This window comes from Psychrobacter sp. TAE2020 (genome assembly GCF_018919485.1).
GTDB lineage: Bacteria > Pseudomonadota > Gammaproteobacteria > Pseudomonadales > Moraxellaceae > Psychrobacter.
The window spans coordinates 938,418-957,459 of the sequence record NZ_JAHLMU010000001.1 but is presented as its reverse complement, the minus strand read 5'-3'; the positions used below and the strand labels follow the sequence as shown (position 1 = coordinate 957,459).

General features: G+C 42.2%; 16 protein-coding genes. 10 read left to right on the top strand and 6 right to left on the bottom strand.

The genetic code is table 11. The features are described from left to right. Positions 1-25: 25 nt before the first annotated feature. The 3 genes from KPY62_RS03735 to KPY62_RS03725 form a co-directional block, all read right to left on the bottom strand. Positions 26-577, bottom strand: coding sequence for a hypothetical protein (locus KPY62_RS03735; protein WP_216580874.1), 552 nt, complete (start codon positions 575-577; stop codon positions 26-28). Continuing rightward, on the bottom strand, positions 577-1,815 hold the full coding sequence (carA, locus tag KPY62_RS03730) for a glutamine-hydrolyzing carbamoyl-phosphate synthase small subunit (protein WP_216580873.1): 1,239 nt from the start codon (positions 1,813-1,815) through the stop codon (positions 577-579). Before carA ends, KPY62_RS03735 begins: the two co-directional genes overlap by 1 nt. Before the next feature lie 310 nt (positions 1,816-2,125). Next, positions 2,126-2,674 (bottom strand): phosphatase PAP2 family protein, encoded by a 549-nt coding sequence (locus KPY62_RS03725; RefSeq protein ID WP_216580872.1) that lies wholly within the window; start codon positions 2,672-2,674, stop codon positions 2,126-2,128. Between the two features lie 390 nt (positions 2,675-3,064). On the opposite strand from KPY62_RS03725, the gene KPY62_RS03720 reads away from it, so the two are divergent. The 4 genes from KPY62_RS03720 (at position 3,065) to KPY62_RS03705 (ending at position 6,114) form a co-directional block, all read left to right on the top strand. After that, positions 3,065-3,601, top strand: a complete 537-nt coding sequence (locus tag KPY62_RS03720; protein WP_216580871.1) for a gamma carbonic anhydrase family protein — start codon at positions 3,065-3,067, stop codon at positions 3,599-3,601. A gap of 67 nt (positions 3,602-3,668) precedes the next feature. Then, positions 3,669-4,406 (top strand): HAD family hydrolase, encoded by a 738-nt coding sequence (locus tag KPY62_RS03715; RefSeq protein ID WP_216580870.1) that lies wholly within the window; start codon positions 3,669-3,671, stop codon positions 4,404-4,406. 282 nt (positions 4,407-4,688) lie between these two features. Further along, a protein-coding gene (gene prfB, locus KPY62_RS03710) for a peptide chain release factor 2 (protein ID WP_216580869.1) occupies positions 4,689-5,784 on the top strand; the annotation gives its coding sequence in 2 pieces (ribosomal slippage) (positions 4,689-4,760 and positions 4,762-5,784; 1,095 coding nt in all). A gap of 45 nt (positions 5,785-5,829) precedes the next feature. Then, a complete protein-coding gene (locus KPY62_RS03705) occupies positions 5,830-6,114 on the top strand; it encodes a pyrimidine/purine nucleoside phosphorylase (protein ID WP_201622586.1) in 285 nt (94 codons plus the stop codon). A gap of 136 nt (positions 6,115-6,250) precedes the next feature. Here the strand turns inward: KPY62_RS03705 and KPY62_RS03700 are convergent, their stop codons facing one another. Beyond that, entirely contained in the window at positions 6,251-6,706 is a 456-nt protein-coding gene (locus tag KPY62_RS03700) for a GNAT family N-acetyltransferase (RefSeq protein ID WP_216580868.1), read from the bottom strand. Positions 6,707-7,019: 313 nt separating this feature from the next. On the opposite strand from KPY62_RS03700, the gene KPY62_RS03695 reads away from it, so the two are divergent. The 6 genes from KPY62_RS03695 (at position 7,020) to KPY62_RS03670 (ending at position 16,760) form a co-directional block, all read left to right on the top strand. Then, entirely contained in the window at positions 7,020-8,165 is a 1,146-nt protein-coding gene (locus KPY62_RS03695; RefSeq protein WP_216580867.1) for a DNA topoisomerase IB, read from the top strand. 61 nt (positions 8,166-8,226) lie between these two features. Next, positions 8,227-9,030, top strand: coding sequence for an SDR family NAD(P)-dependent oxidoreductase (locus KPY62_RS03690; protein ID WP_216580866.1), 804 nt, complete (start codon positions 8,227-8,229; stop codon positions 9,028-9,030). Between the two features lie 169 nt (positions 9,031-9,199). Further along, a complete protein-coding gene (locus KPY62_RS03685; RefSeq protein ID WP_216580865.1) occupies positions 9,200-9,763 on the top strand; it encodes a L,D-transpeptidase family protein in 564 nt (187 codons plus the stop codon). A gap of 345 nt (positions 9,764-10,108) precedes the next feature. Further along, entirely contained in the window at positions 10,109-12,703 is a 2,595-nt protein-coding gene (gene clpB, locus KPY62_RS03680; RefSeq protein WP_216580864.1) for an ATP-dependent chaperone ClpB, read from the top strand. Between the two features lie 570 nt (positions 12,704-13,273). Next, complete coding sequence (locus KPY62_RS03675) at positions 13,274-14,923, top strand: BCCT family transporter (RefSeq protein ID WP_216580863.1); 1,650 nt, start codon at positions 13,274-13,276, stop codon at positions 14,921-14,923. Positions 14,924-15,104: 181 nt separating this feature from the next. After that, on the top strand, positions 15,105-16,760 hold the full coding sequence (locus KPY62_RS03670) for a BCCT family transporter (protein ID WP_216580862.1): 1,656 nt from the start codon (positions 15,105-15,107) through the stop codon (positions 16,758-16,760). A gap of 425 nt (positions 16,761-17,185) precedes the next feature. On the opposite strand, the gene KPY62_RS03665 is transcribed toward KPY62_RS03670, so the two are convergent. Then, the gene (locus KPY62_RS03665; RefSeq protein ID WP_228730558.1) at positions 17,186-17,557 is read right to left on the bottom strand and encodes a DUF3144 domain-containing protein; all 372 of its coding nucleotides are present in this window, start codon (positions 17,555-17,557) and stop codon (positions 17,186-17,188) included. Positions 17,558-17,608: 51 nt separating this feature from the next. Further along, a complete protein-coding gene (gene metK / locus KPY62_RS03660; RefSeq protein WP_201622578.1) occupies positions 17,609-18,775 on the bottom strand; it encodes a methionine adenosyltransferase in 1,167 nt (388 codons plus the stop codon). Between the last annotated feature and the right edge of the window lie 267 nt (positions 18,776-19,042).

Below are 19,042 nucleotides of genomic sequence, written 5' to 3'. Positions count from 1 at the left end.
TTTATTTAATTTTAAGTAGTATCATTTACTTAATGTTAATCTTTTCAAGAGCAATATCAAGACAGGCTAAAAACTCTATAAATTCATCTGATGAATACGAATAGTTAGATAACCCAACTTCTAGCGCATGTCCAATTACAGCAAAAGTTTGTTTGAGAGATAACTCTGAGTTTTTAGCTAATAATTCAGAAAACCTTCCTAATTCACTAATCGTAAATCCGTATTCATACTTTGCTATTTCTATATCCTCTAACATTATTTCAATAATGTCTGAGTCTAAAGTACGGGTATGTATCAATGGAATATCACGAATAATATCTTCTAATAAATCAAACGGTAATTCTTCATTAAAATTGCTCAAAAGAATATAAGCGAAATCCCAGCGTTGTTTAGCTGATAACTTTGATAAATCCTGAATGTATTTGTTTTGGAAATCTTGTAATACAGCATTCCATGACTTATCAAAGTTTTGCTTATTTTTATCACTCATATTGCTAGAAAATAATTTATGATCTGACAAAGCGTTATCTATATTACTACCACTTTTTCTCACGAAAAGCTGAGAGATAAAGCTCACTATTTAGACCTAGCCATCATCGCCGCAAACTTATCAAACAATGGCGCAGCATCATGCGGCCCAGGACTGGCTTCGGGATGACCTTGGAAGCTAAAGACTGGTTTATTGGTCAGCTCGATACCTTGGTTGGTGCCGTCAAATAGTGAGCGATGGGTCGCTTTTACATTAGCAGGTAGGGTGTCTTCATCAACCGCAAAGCCATGATTTTGACTGGTAATCATAACCGTGCCTGTGGCTAGATCCTGTACTGGATGGTTAGCACCATGATGACCGGTTTTCATTTTGATAGTATTGGCACCACTAGCTAGACCGATTAGCTGATGACCTAAGCAAATACCAAAGGTTGGAATGTTAGTTTCTTCGATGATATGACGGACGGCATCGATAGCATAGTCACAAGCCGCAGGGTCGCCTGGGCCGTTCGATAAGAAGATACCCTCTGGATTCATGGCAATTACATCAGCAATCGGAGTCTGCGCTGGAACCACAGTCACATGACAACCACGGTCAACGAGCATACGCAAGATATTGGTCTTAGTACCGAAGTCATAAGCGACGACGTTATATTTTGACTCGATATGAGTGCCGAGCTGTTTAAAGAAGCCACCAGTACCGCTCTCATGGCTACCGACTAAATCGCGGTTGAGTAGGGTGTCTGATAATTCCCAAGTACCGGCTGTCCACTCAAAGCTATCAGAAGTACAGCACTCTTTGGCTAAGTCCATGCCTTCAATACCAGCAAACTCTTTTGCTAGATTAATCGCTTGTTGCTCATCGTCTTGACTGACCGTTTCACCATTAGAGGCCGTCATGATGCAGCCATTCTGTGCGCCTTTATCCCGTAATAGGCGAGTAAGCTGGCGAGTATCAATCTCAGCAATAGCAACAGTATCGTTACGCTTGAGATAGTCAGTCAAGGATTCAGAATTGCGGAAGTTAGAGGTAACCATAGTGGCATCACGAATGATGAGGCCTTCTGCCCATATTTGATGCTTATGATCTACATTGCCTGATTCAGCATCTTCAGAGTTAGTACCTGTATTGCCGATGTGCGGATAAGTCAGAGTGACTAGCTGACGGGCATAACTAGGGTCAGTTAGGATTTCTTGATACCCTGTCATAGCCGTATTGAATACCACTTCACCGACACGATGACCCGCGCTACCGATACTCAGACCGCGAAAAATCGTACCGTCTGCTAGTGCCAAAATTGCTTGTATTTCTGTCGATGAATTCAAGGATTGCCTCCGCTGTTATAAGTGAGTGCCCCTATGTTCTGCTAGGATAAATATTGGTTTAAAGTTGCGATTTATAGGACTATAACTGCAGTCAATGAACTATAAAAAACAGCCTGAGACAAAATTTAGCCGCAAAAAAGCGAGAAGACATTATCAACGAAAACTACAAAACCCACTAATTAGTGAATAAGTAAATCGTATCATGTCCGCTCGCTTAGGCACAGATTTTGCGCATTATACTAGAGTTTTGCCCTTAGGGCTAGCGACATAAATAGGAAAAAGCTATAAAAGAGTAATAGTTATGGCCGTACTAAAACTGATAGTTTACGGTCAGTCCATAATAATCAGGGGCAAGGTTAGTGGCGATGTGTAAGTTATCATTATAACTTTTGGTTAGAAACATACTGCTGGCAATGCCCAGCGCCGCACCTGCTAACACGTCAGTGGTATCATGCTCGTCTGCCTCTAAGCGAGTATAAGCGACAAAACCTGCGCCTACATAAGCGGGTATGCTGTATTGGAGTCCATAACGTTTATGGATAAAGCTGGCGCCTTGGAAGGCTACTGATACATGTCTAGAGGGAAACGAATTATTATCGCTACCGTTAGGCCGCTCTTTATCGACAGTAGCTTTGAGCACTTGCGTGGCCGCAAGGTTAGTAGCAAACGAACCATAAAATTGCTTACGACCTGCTGTATCATCCATATAATAGGTGCTACCGTAAGCAATAGCGGGGATAGCAACAGCAACAATATCACCAGCTCTTGTAAGATCTGAGTCATTGGCGATACAAATTGGACTAGTCAAGATCAAGCCTGATGATAACAAGATCGATGCGGCACACTTTTTATGGCTCATAGCCTTACTCCTAAAGATGTTTTGCTATGGGTATTGAAATGCTATCATCCGTTTTTATTTAATGATAAGCCTCAGTTATTGGGTTGCTTCCTTAATCATTCTTTTATTGCTTGTTTAGTCATTTTTTCATTACTTAAAGCTAGCTAGACCAGCGCTAAAGTTCGCTTCAAATCCAGCTTAATGACCATAAAAACTGCCTTTAATAGCAGCTAATTTGGATGACTTGGCAATTGTACTATAAAGCCGGACTAATTTTTTTATTATCTAATACTTATCAAAATCCATTATAAAAACTATTATAAAAACCTTTATCAACACTGATTTATCGCTAGGCACTTGTTGCTAGCTATCTGCTATTGATCAGTTACTATTCACTATTAAGGATCGATTATGATTTATCAATATTTAGACAAAGTACCTAAATTTGCTAGCCCTTTTAATGGTTGGGTAGCCGACTCAGCACGAGTGATTGGTGATGTCTATTTGGGTCATCAAGCTAGTGTTTGGTTCGGCGCTGTAATCCGTGGAGACAATGAGCGCATTCACATCGGCGACTATAGTAATGTGCAAGAGAATAGCGTTATCCATACTGATGCAGGCATTGAGGTCAGTATTGGTAACTATGTTACTATTGGTCATTTGGCGATGTTACACGGCTGCGAAATCGGTGATAATAGCTTGATTGGCATTGGTGCGGTAGTGCTTAATAATGCCAAAATTGGCAAAAACTGCATCATCGGTGCTAAGGCTTTAATCACCGAAGGCAAAGAGATTCCAGACAACTCATTAGTGATGGGCGCACCTGCCAAAGTAGTCAAAACGCTCACTGATGAGCAAGTCGCTATGCTGCAAGCTTCTGCCATGCATTATGCCGCGCGTTGCCAAAATTTTAAAAATGGTCTAAAAGAAATAGCTATGCCTGAATAGATAGGCGCCAGCTTTACAGTTAATACCATTCTAAGTATGCTTACCTATTATCGACGAGTATCACCCTATGAGTAACCCAGCTATTGATTCTTCACTTAACCATTCTTCTATTAATAACATCCCCGCATCAAAGCGCACTTTAGCCTTATTTGACTTAGACCACACTCTACTCGATGTCGATAGCGACTATTTATGGGGAGAATACATTGTTAATAACGGTCTGGTCGATGAGGCGGAATATCGAACTGCCAATCAAGCCTTTTATGAGCAATATATCGAAGGCACGCTAGATGCGACTGAATATAATGAGTTTGTAGCGCAGTTTTTGACTAGCTTGCCGCTGCCGCGCTTGCATGAGCTACGTGAACACTATATCCAGACTGAGATCGAACCGCATATACGTCCAAAGGCGCTAAAGGTATTGGGTGAACATATCGAATTAGGCCATGATGTAGTGATTATCTCAGCGACTAACGATTTTGTAGTATCGGCTATCGCTAAGCGCTTTGGGGTAGAGCAGGCGAATGTATTAGCGACGCCACTTGAAATCATTGATAAGCGTTATACCGGTAAATTAACTGACAAACCCAATTTCAAAGAAGGTAAAATCTATCATCTGAATAAATGGCTGGACAAGCAGCAAGCTGCTGGCGTTAGCTTTGATAAAACTTATGCTTATTCGGATTCCAAAAATGATTTACCGTTATTGCAATGGGCGGATGTGGCCGTTTGCGTCTCACCCGACGATGCTTTACATGCGCATGCTTTAGCGCATCGCTGGGCAGTGGAGGATTGGAGTATTTAGTTTTATTCAGGTATCGAATATTTTATAAGTAGCGTGGGTGGTAACCCACGTGATAATTTAGCTCAGCGTTCCGTGACTGTCATGATTATGGAAATCCTATTTAAAGAATTTCCCTTGCAAAGCTAAAATTGCATTGCAATTTTTTAACGCTTTTCAGGCGTAGGCTAGGTTTTTAACCCAGCGTTTTCAATTCGTAAAGTCTTGCAGCGGGGCTAAAAGCACTAGCCTACAACAGACCTTATTTATCTTATTTTTATTACTTATTAACCTTTAGGAACATTTATGGAAATCAATCCGTATCAAGAGCAAATCAAAGACTTATCTGAGCGTGGACAGGACTTACGGAGGTATCTTTGACTTCGATGGTAAGCAAGAGCGCTTAGAAGAAGTTAATTTAGAACTAGAAAACCCTGAGCTATGGAACGATCCTGAGCGAGCGACTAAGATCAATAAAGAAAAGAGCCATTTGGATGGCGTTATCGACGTAGTGGTATCGCTTGAGACTACCTTAGAAGATGCAACAGCGATGCTAGAACTAGCCGTTGAAGCGGAAGATGAGTCATTGCTTAACGATGTACAAGCTGAGCTGGACAGTGCTGAAAAGCGGGTGGCAGATTTAGAGTTTCGCCGGATGTTCAGCGGTGAAATGGATCCTAACAATTGCTATTTAGATATTCAGTCTGGTAGCGGGGGTACTGAAGCGCAAGATTGGGCGGAAATGCTGCTGCGTATGTACACCCGCTGGGCAGAAGCGCATGGCTTTAAGGTTGAGGTCATTGAAATCTCATCTGGCAGCGTGGCAGGTATCAAGTCAGCAACCATTGAGATTAAAGGTGATTATGCCTTTGGCTGGTTACGCACAGAGATTGGCGTGCATCGCTTAGTTCGTAAGTCACCGTTCGATAGTAATAACGGCCGTCATACTTCATTCGCTGCGGTGTTTGTATCGCCTGAGATTGATGATGATATCGATATCGATATTAACCCAGCAGATTTGCGCATTGATACCTATCGCTCATCGGGCGCTGGTGGTCAGCACGTGAACACTACTGACTCTGCGGTGCGTATTACTCATGAGCCAAGTGGCGTAGTAGTGACTTGTCAGAACGAGCGTAGTCAGCATGGTAACAAAGCCACAGCGATGAAAATGCTGCGTGCTAAACTTTATGAGCTGGAAATGCAAAAGCGCATGGAGAGCCAACAAGCGGTTGAAGACGGTAAGTCTGATGTTGGTTGGGGCAGCCAGATTCGCTCTTATGTCCTCGATGACTCGCGTATCAAAGACTTACGTACTGGCGTTGAAACCTTTAATACCGGAGCGGTACTCGATGGCGACTTGGATCAGTTTATCGAAGCCAGTCTAAAAGCGGGTTTATAAGCCTCAATTCATATTTAAAAAACCAAAACTTAATTAAGGAAGATTATGCCAAGCGTTAATCAATATTTTGATGATAAAGTGACTTCTATTGCCTTTCAAACCGCTACTAAGCCAGCTACTGTAGGCGTTATGTCTATCGGTGACTATGAGTTCGGTACTAGCGAGTTTGAGACTATGAGTGTGGTTAGTGGCGCATTAACGGTCAAGTTGCCTGACAGCGATGAGTGGCAAACCTTTGCTGCTGGCGAGCAATTTACTATTGAAGCCAATAAAAAATTCAAAGTAAAAGTCGCAGTTGAAAGTGCTTATCTATGCTTATATGGTAAGTAGGATTTGTAACTAGTAGCGGTTATGTAGATCGTTTTCCCCGCTAAAAAAAACGCCAAACATTATCTGATTGGCGTTTTTTTATGGCTGTTATTTCTATACCTATTATATGACTAACTGAGCGGTAAACTGTTTTGAGTCATAAATCTTTTCGGTATTGCACCATATCTGTTTGACTAGCGATATGGTCATAAAGCACCCTTGCTGGAGTGTTGCTCTGTTGGGTAGTCCAATAAACACGATTACAGCCTCGTTGCTTAGCGAAATCATAAACGTATTCAATCAACGTACGGCCAACCCCTTGTCCACGCACCGATCCATCGACATATAAATCTTCCAAATAGCAACAGTCAGTAGTGTTCCAAGTATTAGGGTGTAGCACTACATGAGTGATGCCGACTAATACACCAGCCATCCGAGCGCCAAAGCCGTAGATTGCTATCTCACTGTCGATTATCTTGCGCCAAGTATAGTCGGTGGTTTCAGCTGCTAAGCTCGTCTCATAAAAGCTTAAATAGTTTTGCCATAGCGTTAACCAAGCATCATAGTCAGAATCTACAAGCGGGGTTATGGTAATAGAAGATTTACTAGTCATAGTTTATTCAGCTTTACAAAGTTAAAGGGTGTTAAATTATGCCTTAATAGTCATAATTTTATAACCCTGCCAGCCATCATATTGTGCAGCAGGGTGCTTTTAGGCGGTTGCAGGTTTTACACAGGATTACACATTAGGCGTGGCAAACAAACAGTAAAAAAACTGCGAACTCTCTATGCTAAGGCTACGAGAGGTTATTGACTGTCTACTACTAAACTTTAACGACTAAAAATAAAATATCTAATGGTTAAAGTCCAGGCAGCTGCTGGCGATAGCTTACTCAAAATCTTAGTGAAAAAAGGCGCACTATTTTATGGCTAATCGGACTGAGCAAGCAATGATAGAAGATCTACGTCATGATTATGAGTCGCTTGCACGCCGTGCCAAGCTACTTTATGTTAGTGATGAGGAACCAGGCTATCAGCGTCGTCGTCATGGGCGCGGTTTTACTTATCGTGATGCTACTGGCCATACGGTCAAAGATAAAAAGCTACGCCAACGTTTTGAGGCGTTAGTTATTCCACCGATGTGGTCAGAGGTGTGGATATGCCAAGATGATAGAGGACATATCCAATCGACGGGCCGTGATGACAAAGCGCGTAAGCAATATTTATACCATGAGCTTTGGGATAATGTGCGTGACCAAGCCAAGTTCGATGCTATGATTGGCTTTGCTGAGGCGTTACCTAATCTGCGTGCGCAAGTTGAGCTGGATTTGGAGACAACGTCGTTATCTCGTGCTAATGTATTGGCTGCGGTAGTCAAACTGTTAGAGACCACCCTAATTCGGATAGGTAATAGTCGCTACGCTAAACTCAATAAGAGCTATGGTCTTAGTACTCTACGCAGTAAGCATGTCAGCGAGATCGACAATGGGTTGGCCTTTGACTTCGTTGGTAAGAGTGCCAAAACTCATCATATTGAATTACAAGATGAGCGTTTGATTGCTATTGTACAAGCGTGCTCGGAGCTACCAGGCTATCAGATATTTAAATATCTTGACGAGCAAGGTGACAAGCAAGTGGTGGATAGCGCTGATATCAATCGTTACTTACGTGAGAATCTGTGTGCTGATAGTAGTAGTGATAATCAGGATCAAGAAGAGGTTGATAGACGCTATAGTGCCAAAGATTTTCGTACTTGGATGGCTAGTGTGTTGGCTGCCAGCTATCTCTATGACGAGCTACATAGCCCCGCAGGAGCAGAGATAGTCGCTAGCGAACCGCATAGCAAGCTGCGCCAAGCATTAGTGACAGAAATGGTCAAAGAAGTAGCTAGCGAGTTAGGCAATACCCCTAGTGTCTGCCGTTCCTCCTATATTCACCCCGTTATCATCGAGCGGTTTTTGGCTGGAGAGTTCTTTGAACCTTATAAACAAGCACGACGTGGACGCACTAAGCAGTATCAAAGCTCTGAAGAAAAAGCCTTACTTAGCTTCTTATACCGCTTAGAGGTTTGAAACTGCTGAAGCAATAAAGTAATAAAGTAGTACAAGTTAATTCATTACTAAAGGAATAGTTATGAAAATTGAAAACAGCAGTTTTTTGGTTACTGGTGGGGCATCTGGGCTGGGCGAAGCCGTGGTTCGGGCTATCACGGCTCAAGGTGGTAATGTAGTCATAGCGGATCTCAATGAAGCCGTTGGTCAAGCTTTAGTAGCAGAGCTAGGCGCTAAGGTACGTTTTACACGTTGTGATATAACTAATGGCGATGAAGTACAAGCTGCTGTACAGCTAGCCGAACAAGATTTTGGTGGCTTACAAGGTTCTATTAACTGCGCTGGTATTGCCGTAGTACAAAAGTTACTCGATCGTGATAACAATCCTGCCGACCTTGAGGCATTTAGCCGTGGGGTGAATATTAATCTAGTTGGTTCCTTCAATGTGGCACGCTTAGTAGCTGCTAGTATTGCTCGCCGAGTTGCTGCTACTAATATCGCTAATAGTGATGCCAATCAAGAGACTGAAAAGAACCTAGATCAAGGGGTGATTATCAATACCGCCTCCGTTGCAGCCTTTGATGGACAAGTTGGCCAAGCCAGTTATGCCTCTTCTAAAGCTGGGGTAGTTGGCTTGACTCTACCTTTGGCTCGTGAGCTGGCACGTCATGGTATTCGGGTAATGACTATTGCGCCCGGAGTTTTTGGCACCCCAATGATGAATAGCATCCCAGAAAAAGCGCGCGAGCAGTTGGAGTTAGCCGTTCCTTATCCTAAGCGCTTGGGCGCACCTAGTGAGTTTGCTAAGTTAGTTACCCATATCATCGATAACGCTTATCTCAATGGTGAAGTGATTCGCTTGGATGGGGCTATTCGTATGACTTAAGGCTTAAAAAGTCGATTTTCGCAGTATTTAAGGTACTCGCAGTATTGATAGTGTTCGCAGTATCCACGGTATTAATAGTATTCGCACATAACTTAGCCCTAGGTTTTGCTATATTGATGACAAAAGTTTTTACGCAACATTCAAATAGCCCTAATAAGGATTAAAACCTATGTCGTTTTCTACTATGGATACTAATAAAGGCTTACGCTGGTTACTAGTCGCTATTGGCCTTGTGCTGATTATTAGTGTTGCTACTAGCAGTTACGCAAAGAGTGTCACTAACTATGAGCAGCCTATCGATGACAGCGTAACTATCGATAAGATATTTGTCGATAAGTCTAAGCGGCTGTTAAAGCTAATGAATAAAGATCAGGTTATTAAGAGCTACCATGTGGCCTTAGGAGACAGTCCAGCAGGTCATAAGCAGCGACAAGGTGATGAGCGTACCCCGACAGGCAACTATATTTTAGATTATAAAAATGAAAAATCTAAATTTTATCGCTCTATTCATGTTAGCTACCCTAATGCTGCTGATAAAGCCCGTGCCAAAAAGCTTGGCGTTAATGCTGGCGGCGATATTATGATCCATGGCCAGACTAACGGTTTAGGTCATTTGGCGGCGATTACTCAGCAACGTAATTGGACGGATGGTTGTATCGCAGTTACTAATGATGAGATGGATGAAATTATGGCTATCTATAAAGTAGGTATGCCGATTGAAATTGTAGAATAGGCCAGCACAGTTACTGTTTTTTTGATTGCCATTTTTCAATCATTGGTTTTCGATTGTTTCTTGCTTAGTATTTCAATAGATAGTCAGCTATTCCCAGCGTTTGTTCTTAGCCGAGCAAGCGCTTATTTTTTACATTTTTTAAAGATTTTATGGTTTTATTGTCCTTGAAATAGTCGTTAAATATACCAATTAATTAGTCAAGTTAAATATCACTGTTATAAGTAAGGTTTTATTGATTAGCTAGGTTGAAATAACCCATAAGTTACCTTATATACATAACAGAGAATGGTAAGTAAAAACTATAAATTTGCTGCCAAATATACCAATTATAAAAGGATCTAAAATATGAGATTTGAAAAATTTACTCAAAAGTTGCAATCAGCGATTCAAGAAGCGCAGAGCTTAGCGCTAGGGCGTGATAATACTGGGATAGATCCAGTACATCTACTAGCGGTTTTGTTGCAAGATGAATCGAATTTGTCTATCTGTCAGCAAGCTGGCGGTTCTATCCCCGCATTGAAAAATGGGGTAGCCAAAGCCTTAGATAATCAAGCAACGATTAGCGAGCCGACTGGTGATGTCAATCTGAATCCAAACTCAGTCAAAATATTGAACCTTGCTGATCGGCAAGCACAAAAAGAAGGCGATGATTTTATCGCTACTGAATGGGTGATGCTAGCGCTAGCGGAACAAGGTGAAACTAAGAAGATATTTGAAAATGCTGGGGTAACGGCGACTAAATTAAAAGCAGTCATTGAACAGCTACGTGGCGATCAAACCGTTAACAATCAAAACGCAGAAGATCAACGTGATGCGTTAAATAAGTACACTATCAATCTGACAGAGCAAGCAGAGCTTGGTAAGTTGGATCCAGTAATTGGGCGTGACGAAGAGATTCGCCGTACTATTCAAGTGCTGTCACGTCGGACTAAGAATAACCCGGTATTAATCGGTGAGCCTGGTGTGGGTAAGACCGCAATTGTTGAAGGCTTAGCGCAAAAAATTATCAATGGCGATGTGCCAGAAGGCTTACGTCATAAAGAAGTACTATCATTAGACTTAGGCTCACTGATTGCGGGCGCTAAGTTCCGTGGTGAGTTTGAAGAGCGCCTAAAAAGCGTACTTAGCGACTTAGCTAAGCAAGAGGGTAATGTCATCTTGTTTATTGATGAGCTACATACTTTGGTAGGCGCTGGTAAAGCAGACGGCGCGATGGATGCGGGCAATATGCTGAAGCCAGCGCTAGCTCGTGGTGAGCTGCATTGTGTAGGGGCGACTACTTTAGATGAATATCGCAAATACATCGAAAAAGATGCTGCCCTTGAGCGCCGCTTCCAAAAAGTGCTAGTCGATGAGCCAACGGTTGAAGATACTATTGCGATTTTACGTGGTCTTAAAGAGCGTTATGAGCTGCATCATGGGGTCGATATCCAAGATAGCGCCATTATTGCTGCTGCTCGTATGAGTCATCGCTATATTACTGATCGTAAATTGCCAGATAAAGCGATTGATTTGATTGATGAGGCTGCTAGCCGTCTACGCATGGAGATGGACAGCAAACCTGAGTCGTTAGGTAAGCTCGATAGCCGTTTGATTCAGCTTAAAATGCAACGTGAAGTGCTCAAAAACGAAGAAGATGCTGGTGCGCAAGCTGAGCGTAAAGCGTTAAATATACAAATCGAAGAGTTAGAAAAAGAATACGCTGATCTCAATGAGATTTGGCAAGCTGAAAAAGCGCTAGTCAAAGGTAGTCAGCAGTTAAAAGATGAGTTAGATAAAGCCCGTACTGCTTATGACAAAGCCAGTCGTGAAGGGGACTATGAAGCGATGTCAAAATTGCAGTATGAGACTATTCCGCAGTTAGAGCGCCGGATTACTGAGTCTGATCTTGCTGAGCAAAAGGAGCAGACTAATGCGCCTAATATCAAGCTGCTACGTAATAAAGTGACGGATAATGAGATCGCTGAAGTGGTTAGCGCGGCCACTGGTATCCCAGTCAGTAAAATGATGCAGGGCGAGCGTGATAAACTGCTGGCGATGGAAGAAAAACTCCATGAGCGGGTCATCGGTCAGGACGAAGCAGTAGAGGCGGTAGCCAATGCGGTACGTCGTAGTCGCGCCGGCTTGTCTGATCCCAACCGTCCTTCAGGGTCTTTTCTATTCTTAGGCCCAACAGGGGTAGGTAAGACTGAGCTGACTAAATCACTAGCGCACTTCTTGTTTGATAGCGAGGACTCGTTAGTCCGTATCGATATGAGCGAATACATGGAGAAGCACAGCGTTAGCCGCTTAGTGGGCGCACCCCCAGGGTACGTTGGTTATGAAGAAGGTGGTGCATTGACCGAAGCGGTACGCCGTAAGCCTTATAGCGTAGTACTGTTCGATGAAGTGGAAAAAGCGCATCCAGACGTGTTTAATATTTTATTGCAAGTGCTCGATGATGGACGCCTGACTGACTCACAAGGACGAGTAGTCGATTTTAAAAACACCGTCATTATCATGACTAGTAATTTAGGCTCGCATAAAATTCAAGAAATGGTCGGCGAGAGTTATGAGGATATTAAGTCTGAGGTGATGGATTCAGTTAGTGAGCATTTCCGCCCAGAGTTCGTAAACCGTATCGACGAGATTGTGGTATTCCATGCTTTAGGGCAAGCACAAATGGCTGGTATTGCTGATATCCAGATTGATCGTTTACGCAGTCGCTTACAAGAGCGTGAATTGGATATCACCTTAAGTGACGAGGCGATGACTCAGCTAGTGGCTGTTGGTTATGATCCAGTATATGGCGCGCGTCCTCTAAAACGTGCGATTCAGCAAGAGATCGAAAATCCGCTGTCATTAAAACTGCTAGCTGGCGATTTCGTGGCAGGGGATATCATCAAAGTCGAAGTTGGCAATGATGATCGATTGACTTTTAATAAGCTTAGAATGAGCTAATTAGAGAGTCAAACTTAGGTGTTTAATGTTAGCTTTTATAACGCTAACTATTGACGCTCAATGCTAATGTTAGGTACTTAACCCTAACACTAGTGTTAGCTAATAGTGACCCACCCCTTACTTGCCCTAGCAGGTAAGGGGTTTTATGTTTTTAGCTATTAACTTAAGGGCTTATGTTATAGATGAGTCTAGTACTAGTTAAGATTTTGGCCTAGATTTTAGTTTAACTACTGGCTTGGGTTTTAGCCTAGCTGTAAGAGCAAATGGCTCGGAGTTAATAGGGTTATGATAAGAAATACTCTGTATAAGTAGTAGAGGGGTAAGGATGCGCACTAATAGACAATAGACAGTAACAAAAGAAGATTGCTATGCTTACAAGCACCATAATAATAGACTTTCATCAAGTGTTCCTCACCAGTCACTCTACTAGCTAAATTATTTTATATCTCAATAAATTTTGCTAAGTTATTGAAAATATGTTGGTTATTTTATTTGGCTAATTTTTGCCATTTGTTGATAATTGGTAACCAGTTTGTTACAGTGACCTTCCTTAGAAATTGAGATTTAAAGATGGATCATGTGAAGGTTGGCAGATTAGGTCCGTTTCCAAAGGTGAGTAAACCTGTTTTTATTACCTCAGCATTACTTATCGTTGGATTTATTATTTTTGGCGCTTTCTTTACTGAAACCGCTGGTGCTGTATTTGGTTTTTTACAAAAATTTATTACTGATAAGTTTGGCTGGATGTTTATTATTTTAATGAATGTTGCACTAGTCTTTTGTATTTACTTAGCAGCGAGCCGTTATGGTGATATTCGTTTAGGACAACAAACAGAACGTCCGCAATACAGTTTGTTCTCTTGGATAGGTATGCTGTTTTCGGCAGGTATTGGTATTGGGTTAGTATATTGGGGAACGGCTGAACCCTTATATCACTTTATGGCACCGCCATTAGGTGAGGCTGAAACTATAGAAGCCGCCAAGCAAGCGATGAGTATTTCATTCTTGCATTGGGGATTACATGCATGGGCTATTTATACTATAGTCGCTTTATCATTAGCCTATTTCCATTTTCGACGTGGATTACCGCTATCTATTCGCTCAACCCTGTACCCAATATTGGGTAAAAAGATTTATGGGCGTTGGGGTCACACAGTCGATATCTTAGCCGTATTTGGCACGATGTTTGGGGTAGTAACCTCTTTAGGTTTAGGGGTAATGCAGATAAACTCTGGCCTCGAAAACTTATTCGGTATACCCAACTCTTTAACCGTACAGTTCGTTATTATCGCTGTTGTAACCGCATTAGCTTGCGGGTCATTGATGTTAGGTCTTGATAAAGGAATCAAGCGTTTAAGCGATATCAATATGGGTTTTACTGGCGTACTATTAGCGTTTATGGTCATTTTGGGACCCACTTTATTTATTTTCGATAGTTTTATTGAAAATATCGGTAATTACTTAGTAGCTCTAGTGCCTTTATCTACTTGGGGTGAAGCTTATAGTAATACCGATTGGCAAAGTGGTTGGACTATATTCTACTGGGCGTGGTGGGTAAGCTGGGCCCCATTCGTAGGGGTATTTATTGCCCGTATTAGTCGTGGCCGTACCATACGTGAGTTCGTATTAGGTGTCCTATTAATCCCTATGCTTATTTTGTTCTTTTGGTTCACAACTTTCGGTGGGGTGGCTATTCATATGGAGCTGCTTGCCGCTCTTGATCCAGCATTAGTCAGTCCAGGGTTGGTAGAAGCGGTCCAAGCCGATACTGGTAGCGCTATCTTTAAGTTGGTCGAATACTATCCACTTACTAAGCCTGTTACTTTGATGATTGTGATTATGATTGTGCTGTGGTTTGTGACTTCATCAGATTCAGCCAGTTTCGTTATTGATATGCTGACTGCTGGTGGTGATACTAATCCGCCAAAGATTCAGCGCTTATTTTGGGCAACGATGGAAGGTTTAATTGCTGCCATATTATTAGCAGCTGGTGGACTTGGTGCCTTACAAGCTGCCGCTATTGTGGCAGGACTGCCATTTGCACTAGTAATATTTGTGATGATGTATGCGCTGTTACGGGGTCTAGGTCGTGATCGATTGATCCTCTATCGAGCGCAACAACACTTTATCACTGATGAGTCTGCGGATCACAACTCGGCTAATGAGTTCGTCGATGAAGACCTTTTAAAGGGTCCCCCTAAGATTGCATCAGGAGAATAAAAGCTAGCTCTTCATTCTCTAAATATAGCATTAGCTCAGATATTTTTGTAACAATAAAACCCCAAGATACCTAGTTATCTTGGGGTTTTATTTATTAGTAGAACTATAAAGAGCACTAGCTGATTTGATAGTTAGTCCTTATCTTGTTATGGTGTCCCTCTTAAAAATTTGAGACGATGACATGGATCATGTAAAAGTTGGCCGCTTGGGCCCTTTTCCGCGGGTAAGTAAACCTGTGTTCTTAACCTCTGCGTTATTAATTCTGGCATTTATTATCTTTGGTGCGTTTTTTAATGAACAAGCAGAATTAGTATTCAATCAAGCAAAAGCATTTGTTTCGGTACGTTTTGGCTGGTTCTTTATCGTAGTAGTCAATTTAGCTTTGGTCATGAGTATCTACATGATCTTTAGTCGCTATGGCGATATCAGGCTTGGTCATCAGACCGAAAAGCCAGAATACAATTTATTTTCTTGGATAGGTATGCTGTTTTCAGCGGGTATCGGTATCGGACTGTTATATTGGGGTACTGCTGAGCCGCTGTATCACTTTATGGCACCACCATTAGGAGAAGCTGAAACTATTGCGGCCGCTAAACAGGCAATGAATATCTCATTCCTGCACTATGGTCTGCATGTGTGGGCGATCTACGGTATGGTCGCTTTGTCATTGGCTTATTTCCATTATCGAGTAGGCTTACCTTTAGCCATTCGCTCAACGCTCTATCCTTTGATCGGCAAAAAAATCTACGGTCCAATGGGTCATACGGTCGATACTTTGGCAGTATTTGGTACGATGTTCGGGGTAGTAACGACACTAGGTTTAGGGGTATTACAGATCAACTCAGGTCTTACTACCTTATTTGGTATTCCTAATAATATTACTGTACAGATTATTTTGATCGCTTTTATCACTATGCTGGCGGGATTATCGCTGTTTATGGGCTTAGATAAAGGCATTAAACGCTTAAGTGATATCAACATATTATTCACTATAGTGCTACTAAGCTTTGTGATTATACTAGGCCCTACGCAGTTTATTTTTAATAGTTTTGTCGAAAATGTGGGTAACTATCTGCATCAAGTTGTTCCATTAGGTCTATGGACAGAGTCTTATAACGGTAAAGAGAACTGGCAGTCATCTTGGACTATCTTTTACTGGGCCTGGTGGATCAGCTGGTCACCTTTCGTTGGCGTATTTATTGCCCGTATCTCTCGTGGTCGTACTATTCGCGAGTTCATATTAGGGGTGTTGTTAATTCCTATTACTATCTTATTCATATGGTTCACCGCCTTTGGTGGTTCAGCGATACATATGGAACTGCTAGCAGCGGCTGATCCTAGTATTGTTAGCCCTGGTCTCATTGAGGCGGTAAAAGCCGATACTGGTAGCGCTATCTTTAAACTAATGGAATCTTATCCGCTTACCTCAGCCCTTAACTTGCTGATCGTAGTAATGATTGTATTATGGTTTGTGACCTCATCAGATTCTGCTAGTTTCGTTATCGACATGCTGACTTCTGGTGGCGATACTAATCCACCAAAAATTCAGCGTTTATTTTGGGCAGGTACAGAGGGCGTTATCGCTGCAGTATTATTAGCAGCAGGCGGTTTAGGGGCACTACAAGCAGCTTCTATCGTTTCAGGCTTTCCGTTTGCCATTGTAATAGTCATCATGATGTACTCGCTACTGCGTGGTCTAAGTCGCGATAGACTGATCCTCTATCGTAACCAGCAGTGGTTTATCACTGAAGAATCAGCAGAGCATAATTCAGCTAATGAATTCCGTGATGAGGACTTATTGACAGGGCCACCTGACTTCAAAAAGTCTACTGATTAAAATATAGCTTTAGTAAGCTTAAGGGTAAACCCAAAAGTCCCAACTTAGACTATAAGCTGGGACTTTTTTTATGTCAAAAAACTCTATTTAACCGCTCAGTTAAAATTCTCTAGAAAAATCTATACTTAAAGTTTAAGATTAACCTTTAGACCTAAACAGGGATTTAAAAGTTTTTCCTGAGACGAAGGTAATAGTCTGATGTAATGGTCTGATGCAATAGTCTGATGCAATAGTCTGATGCAATAGTCTGACAGGTATCACGCTATAGCCCTTTGAGCGCTAAGTACAACAGTCGAACTATCGAGCTGCCAATTTAGATAAAACAGCGCTGAATAACGACAAAAAAACGGCCCCTTTTAGTCTAAGCTATAAAGGGGCTATTTTATAATTCATAAACGGCTATTAATTAATAGCGTTTAAATAGGCTATGTCTGTTTTTCGATAGTGATGTACTTATCGAAGTTTTGCGCATAATCGGTCAGATTGTCACTAAGCATTTGACGGTATTGCTTGACATAAAACTCAACGATATCGTCTTTTTCTTTAGCAAAGTCATCGCCTTTGATAAAGCCGATTGAGGCCACAGAAGCACTATAACGCGCCGCCGCATAAAGTAGCGAAGCGCCGACTTGACCGGAATGTGCCTGCTCTCCTAGCTGACTATTAGCGACCCCAATGATGGCATCGGCGCGCTGGTAGAATGATTGCATCTCTGGAGTTATTTCAACGCTAGCATCAGTGCTGTCGTTACTATTGATAGTGTTCTTGGTAGTGTCTTGAGCGTCGTTCTGAGACATAAGCTTGTCCTATTAAATATGAGCTGTAAGATAATTGATTTTAAAAAGGGTTTATAAACCGGCATCTGCTTTTAGGATTTCAGCTTTATCTGTTTTTTCCCAAGTAAAAGCAGTCTCAGAGCCTTCACGACCAAAGTGGCCAAAGGTAGAGGTTTGCTGATACATAGGCTGCAATAAGTTTAGCATGCGCGTAATACCATAAGGACGCAAGTCAAAATGTTTGCGAATCAGGATGATTATTTCATCATTACTGATCTTGTTAGTGCCAAAAGTATTGATCGAAATAGAAGTAGGTTCAGCTACGCCAATAGCATAACTAATCTGAACTTCACAACGATCCGCAATACCAGCGGCTACGATATTTTTGGCGACATAACGTACAGCATAAGCCGCACTCCGATCAACCTTGGAGGGATCCTTACCACTGAATGCACCACCACCATGACGTGCCATACCACCATAAGTATCGACGATGATTTTGCGCCCTGTTAGGCCTGCATCACCTACGGGACCACCAATCACAAACTTACCCGTCGGGTTAATGTGATAGCGAGTACCCGCATGTAATAGCTCTGCTGGCAACACGTGCTTGATAATAGATTCCATGATAGCTTCTTGCAGATCAGCTTGCGAGATACTAGGGTCATGCTGAGTTGACAGTACTACGGCATCGATAGAGGTGGGACGATTGCCATCATATTTAAGCGTGACTTGTGCTTTAGCATCAGGACGTAACCAAGGCAAATCACCAGCACGGCGCAGCTCAGACTGACGCTGCATTAAACGATGCGCATATTCGATAGGAGCTGGCATAAGCACGTCAGTTTCGTTACTGGCATAACCAAACATCAAGCCTTGATCACCAGCGCCTTGCTCTTCAGGATTTTGACGATCAACGCCTTGGGCGATTTCAGGGGACTGCTTACCGAGCATGTTGATCACTGCACAAGTTTCGCCATCGAAGCCAAGATCAGAGTGATGATAGCCAATACCGTTAACCGTATCACGCACAATACGTTCAAAGTCAATATTAGCAGTAGTAGTGATCTCGCCTGCTAGCACTACAGCACCGGTTTTGACTAAAGTCTCGCAGGCAACACGTGCCTGTAAATCTTCACGCAAGATTGCATCAAGTATCGCATCGGATATTTGATCGGCCATTTTATCTGGGTGGCCTTCGCTTACGGATTCTGAAGTAAATAAACTATATTCACGCATAGTGGGTTCGCTTAATTGCAGGGACTGTTGTCGATAAGGTCAGTCATTATTGAATGTGGGAAAAAAGAGCAAATAGAACAAAAAATAGCACATTTTACCGTGATTTAGCTTAAAACTCTAGGGCAGCTTTGATATTAGCCAAGCTAGTGTTAGTCGATGGTCATTACTGCTGTCAAATTGTAGCGTAATGCGGTTTCGGCTAGTACAGTACTTACCACGATAGACAAGATTCAGTCAGCGCTATCGGCCATTGACTAGCAGTAAAAT